The sequence below is a fragment of the Lactobacillus nasalidis genome (assembly GCF_016587775.1).
Lineage (GTDB): Bacteria > Bacillota > Bacilli > Lactobacillales > Lactobacillaceae > Lactobacillus > Lactobacillus nasalidis.
Genome location: NZ_BOCG01000371.1, coordinates 1 through 3095 on the forward strand (window position 1 = coordinate 1; position 3095 = coordinate 3095).

At 48.5% G+C, this 3095-nt stretch carries 3 protein-coding genes and 1 rRNA gene; all 4 read right to left on the reverse strand.

Annotated elements, in window-relative coordinates; translation table 11 throughout:
• A 16S ribosomal RNA gene (locus tag lacNas_RS06925) occupies nt 1–200 on the reverse strand; the annotation flags it as partial.
• 458 nt (nt 201–658) lie between these two features.
• Entirely contained in the window at nt 659–1249 is a 591-nt protein-coding gene (locus lacNas_RS06930; RefSeq protein WP_201330401.1) for a hypothetical protein, read from the reverse strand.
• 475 nt (nt 1250–1724) lie between these two features.
• Nucleotides 1725–1931, reverse strand: a complete 207-nt coding sequence (gene thmT / locus lacNas_RS06935) for a 2-hydroxymuconate tautomerase (RefSeq protein WP_280515152.1) — start codon at nt 1929–1931, stop codon at nt 1725–1727.
• 71 nt (nt 1932–2002) lie between these two features.
• Nucleotides 2003–2848 carry an NAD(P)H-binding protein gene (locus tag lacNas_RS06940; protein ID WP_201330403.1) on the reverse strand — a complete coding sequence of 282 codons (846 nt, stop codon included), beginning with the start codon at nt 2846–2848 and terminating at the stop codon, nt 2003–2005.
• Between the last annotated feature and the right edge of the window lie 247 nt (nt 2849–3095).

Sequence of the window (3095 nt, forward strand, 5' to 3'; positions counted from 1 at the left end):
CATGTTGTTATCCGGTATTAGCACCTGTTTCCAAGTGGTATCCCAGTCTTTAGGGCAGATTGCCCACGTGTTACTCACCCATCCGCCGCTAGCGTCCAACAAATCATCCCGAAGGAATCTTTGAATTCAGCTCGCTCGACTTGCATGTATTAGGCACGCCGCCAGCGTTCGTCCTGAGCCAGGATCAAACTCTCAATTTGAAAATTGAGTTTTTTAATCTGCTCCAGATTATTTGCTTGCGAATTGACTTCGCTTATTTGATTGGATCAAACTTTGTTTGACCCGCACACTGCGAAACTTTGTTCAGTTTTCAAAGTACCAACTGCGCCTTTGTGACGCAACGTTTTATATCTTACTCGCTTGTCTCTTTCTTGTCAACAAGTTTTCGATATTTTCTTTTTCGTGTCTCCGGCGAATTCCTTCTTCGCCGCGACAACAAATATTAGTATACTCGTTATTTTTGAAAGGTCAAATCGGCCTTTTCATCCGGTTTACATTCTAAACGCCAGGCCGCGTTGTGATAAGGCGGAGCCTGGCTATGCGCAGAAATATCAAGCATATTGCCCTTTCGCTGCCAATCGGCTGCTTTTTTGTTCGGAAACAGCACTTTTCAGCCATTTCTTTTTCTAAACATTTTTTCTGAAATTTTGTTTGTAAGTTACAAAACTGCTTTCTTAGAAATCTGGTCTTCAATAATTGCCACTGCCAGCTGGCAGCGGTCATAGACCTCCTGCGGGCTCAAGCGCAGGTCTTCTGCCAGCCACTCATACAAAATCGCGTAGACGATATGGGCGGCATTGGTCAGCGTTTTGACAGAATAGTCGCCGCTGGCAGACCGGGCGTCGACATAATGGACGGTCTTCTGCCGCAGTGCTTTCTCCACCTTGAGCGGAAAACTGGCCGCAAACTCGCTTCCTTTTCTCCCTTTGCCGCTTTTTCCTTTTATACCTGGAGTTTTGATCAGGTTCAGCAGATTAAGCAGGTACCAGCGGTCGGCCGCCATGTAGGTCAGCAATTTCTGCAAGCCGGTCCCGTAGCCGTTCTCTTCCAGGGAAAAATGCATGTCTAGTTTCTTTAAAAACAATTCGGCTCCAAGCTGGCGCATGCTGCCATAATGAGCATAAAAAGTTGGCCGTGAGCAGGCCGCAAGTTCACAGAAATTTTTGACGTTGAGCTCAGCGGCATCTTCGTGGCCCAAAACTTGAGCCATGATCTGATTTGCTTCCAGCAGTTTGATACTGGTAATCATTGATAAAGTCACCTCCATTTGAGACTTATTATCCGTATCATGGCCATTTTCTGCAGCCGGCAGCGCTAGAAGCCCGGTCTGGCGCGATTTGTCACTTTTTACGAAAAAATGAATTCAGCAAATCGGCAGCCTAGCAGCCGCGAGCGCTTCAATCTTTCCCAAAACAAAAGCCAGCCCTGACCCTTCCTTGTCAGTGCTGGCTTTTTTCGCTGTGCAGTATTGCGTTCTATCTTCCGCTTTCACCTCAGTCGCTGTTTTTTGTTTTCTACTCACTTTTCATATTTTATCTTATCATAAAAGTTATATCAAGTTTAGTTAATTACTATATTAATTTTACTAAGATTTTTAGCGGCCAAAAACGGCTCTCCGCCTTGCGGCTGTTGGCTTCCCAGCGGCTTGATCCACTTTGAATATTATTTCCCCTCTGCTATTTTTCCAAAAAAACAAAGGCCCACCTTAAGGTGAGCCTCAAAAACTAAGCTTGTGGTTCTCTCCATTCGCCGCCTTGAGCAAGTTGGTGCTTGCCAAGTTCGTTGACAACTACTGAAATATGTTCCTTAGGCGCGCCAGTGTCTTCTGAGATCACACGGGTTACGTCCTTCATCATCTTTTCAAGTTGTTCTGGCGTCCGGCCAGCCAAAAGTTCGATATGTACCAGTGGCATTGCTGTGCTCCTTCTTATCAAAAAAACAAGTAACTTTTTCTTTGTCTACATTATACTTATTTTTTCGCAAAAAAGGACCGCTGAACTGATTATTTGTTCAAGAGTTCTTTGATTGCCTGGTCAAGCGGAGTCAGGCCGCCCAGAACTTCTTCCAAGTCGCTGCTGTCTTCAGTCAAGGAGCCATCGTCGATCGGCTGCTGGAAGCCGGCGTACATAGCTGCCAAATCATGGTTCAGGCCCAGGCTTTCCAAAAGCTTGACGTACTCGTCCTGGCTGACCTGCTTGGCTGCTTCGTCTTGGCCGCTGGCCTGGTTCAAGGCCTTGCCCAGGTCTTCATAGCTGCGCTTCGGGCCGGCAAATTCATAAACTTCCTTTGGATCGTCGCTGACCAAAACCTTGACTGCTGCCCGCGCGTACTCGCTTTCCAGGGCCCAGCCGGCAAAGTTGTTGGCCCAGTAAGTCCGGTTTGCCGGGCCAGGAGCCAGGAAGGTCATTTCGTTTTCCAGGTACCAGTTGTTGCGCAGGAAGGAATGCTTGACCCCGCTGTCCTTGATCAGCCCTTCCGTCAGCTTGTGGTCTGCTGCCAGCCAGTTGTCGCTTTCGCTGGCCTTCGGGAAACTGGTGTAGGCCACGTAGCCGACGCCAGCCTTCTTGACCGCTTCAACCACGTTTCTGTGCTGGTCGCTTCTGGCCACGGCGCCGCCTGGCTGCGAGGAGATGAAAAGCAGCTTGTCCACGCCGGCCAGGGCCTTTTCTACGGCCGCTTCATCGCCGTAATCAGCCTGCCGAATCTCGATGCCTGCCGGCAAAAGCTTCTTCCCCTTTTCTTCGTGACGGACGATCGCTACCACCTTGTCAGCGCCTACTTCATCAACGAGAGCCTTTACTGCCGTTTGTCCAAAATTGCCTGTTGCTGCGGAAACTGCGTATTTCATGTTTGCCTCCTGTTTTTATCACTTGTTATTTTTAAATCTACACTTATTCTAACACGTGTATTTTTAAAATCAACACCAAAACGCAAAAAAATTGCCAGCCGCGGCTGGCAATTTTCAGGCAATCTGCCCTCTCTCTTTGATTTTCGCGATAATTTCCTGCAGGCTGATCTCGCGCATCTTGGCGAAAGCCGCCTCTTCCACTTCCGCGTAGCAGGCGGCCAGCGGCTCTTGAATGTTGCCGCCGACC